At 38.3% G+C, this 1839-nt stretch carries 1 protein-coding gene, 1 tRNA gene and 1 pseudogene; all 3 read left to right on the top strand.

The annotated features are described in order from the left end of the window. Positions 1-100 precede the first annotated feature (100 nt). Positions 101-176: transfer RNA gene (locus tag H5202_RS21770), tRNA-Ala, on the top strand. Between the two features lie 399 nt (positions 177-575). Beyond that, positions 576-1595, top strand: a complete 1020-nt coding sequence (locus H5202_RS21765) for a TRAP transporter substrate-binding protein (RefSeq protein WP_182773879.1) — start codon at positions 576-578, stop codon at positions 1593-1595. Positions 1596-1661: 66 nt separating this feature from the next. Further along, positions 1662-1839 (top strand): annotated as a pseudogene (locus H5202_RS24445) (TRAP transporter small permease); the annotation flags it as partial.

The raw sequence follows: 1839 nt of genomic DNA, 5'->3' as shown, positions 1-1839 counted from the left end.
TAGAGGCCTAGGACACCGCCCTTTCACGGCGGTAACAGGGGTTCGAATCCCCTATGGGATACCATATTTTTCAAATTTTAGTTTTAGTCAGCTAGAATTTGGGGCTATAGCTCAGCTGGGAGAGCGCTTCGCTGGCAGTGAAGAGGTCCACGGTTCGATCCCGTGTAGCTCCACCAATTATTTGGTATTTAATGCATATATTGCATTAATAGATTAACCACCGGAAGGTGGTTTTTTTATGTCTAATTTTTATCTATCCCTCCTTTTAATTAAGTCCATGTAAACTCATATCCCTCAGCCAACAATAAATACCCCCCACATCACGACCAGTGAAAATGTGTGACATCCCACCCATAAAGATTTTTTTGCTGTGTGACAATCCACACATAAAATCCCTCTCCTGTTTCCGTATTAAATTAAAGTTAATACATTTCATTGAGTTACAAATAATTAACATTCTGGCCTAATGCTTGCTATGTTTTATCTATCCTCATAAAGCGTTTATGGCGTACTTGTTCTGGGACAAGTCACCACCTTGAGGAATATATAACACTAAAAAAAGGAAGTTAATTATCATGAAAAAATCGACCAGTACCTTTACACACCCACTCAAGTCAATTGCAAAACTTGCGACTATTGCCACTATTTTTGCAGCGAGTTTTAATGTTTTTGCTGAACCTGTTGAAATTAAATTTTCGCATGTTGTTGCAGAAAACACACCTAAAGGGCAAATGGCACTTAAGTTTAAAGAATTAATAGAACAGCGTTTACCTGGCGAATACGTTGTTAACGTATTTCCTAACTCACAGTTATTTGGGGATAACAATGAGCTAGCAGCATTACTGCTAAACGATGTGAAATTTGTGGCACCGTCATTATCTAAGTTTGAGCGTTTTACCAAAAAACTACAGATATTCGATTTACCTTTCTTATTTGAAGATATGGCCGCTGTAGATCGTTTTCAGCAGTCAGATTCAGGCCAAAAATTATTAAACGCAATGAACCGTAAAGGCCTTGTTGGTCTAGGTTATCTTCACGACGGCATGAAGCAGTTTTCTGCGAACGATCCGTTGGCATTACCAAAAGATGCGAATGGCAAAAAGTTCCGTATTATGGCATCTGATGTTATTGCAGCTCAGTTTGATGCTGTTGGTGCTATTCCGGTTAAAAAGCCCTTTTCAGAAGTATTTACTCTGCTTCAAACACGCGCGATTGATGGTCAAGAAAACACTTGGTCAAATACCTACTCAATGAAATTCTATGAGGTGCAAAGTCACATAACTGAAAGTAATCATGGCGTTTTAGATTACATGGTAGTGACCTCAAATACCTTCTGGAAAGGTCTACCTGCTGATAAACGTGCCATTTTTAAATCATCACTTGATGAAGCGATTGCTCTTGGTAACAAAATTGCTTCAGAAAAAGATAACCAAGATAGACAGGCGATTATTGATTCTAAGCGTTCAGAATTAGTCACGTTAACACCTGCTGCACGCCAGCAATGGGTTAATGCTATGAAACCAGTTTGGGCTAAGTTTGAAGATCAAATTGGTAAAGACATGATTGATGCTGCACAAGCTGCTAATACTAAATAGTCTCAACACTTGACGTGGTACTGAATGCATTGTTGCATCAGTACCACCTTTTTTTATTCAAGGAGTATGACCGTGATTTCAAGACTATTTGGTTATTTTGAAGAAGGGTTCCTTAATTTATTAATTACATTGATGACGTTGCTGGTTTTTGGCGAAGTTATTGCTCGTTTCTTTTTTAATACCGGTTTTTTATGGATCCAAGAACTGACTCTAACTCTTTGTGGTTGGTTTGTACTATTTGGTA

It is taken from the genome of Shewanella sp. SG41-4 (assembly GCF_014164505.1).
Classification (GTDB): domain Bacteria; phylum Pseudomonadota; class Gammaproteobacteria; order Enterobacterales; family Shewanellaceae; genus Shewanella.
Note: the sequence above shows the minus strand (reverse complement) of the source record. Positions and strands in the feature narration are given on the sequence as shown.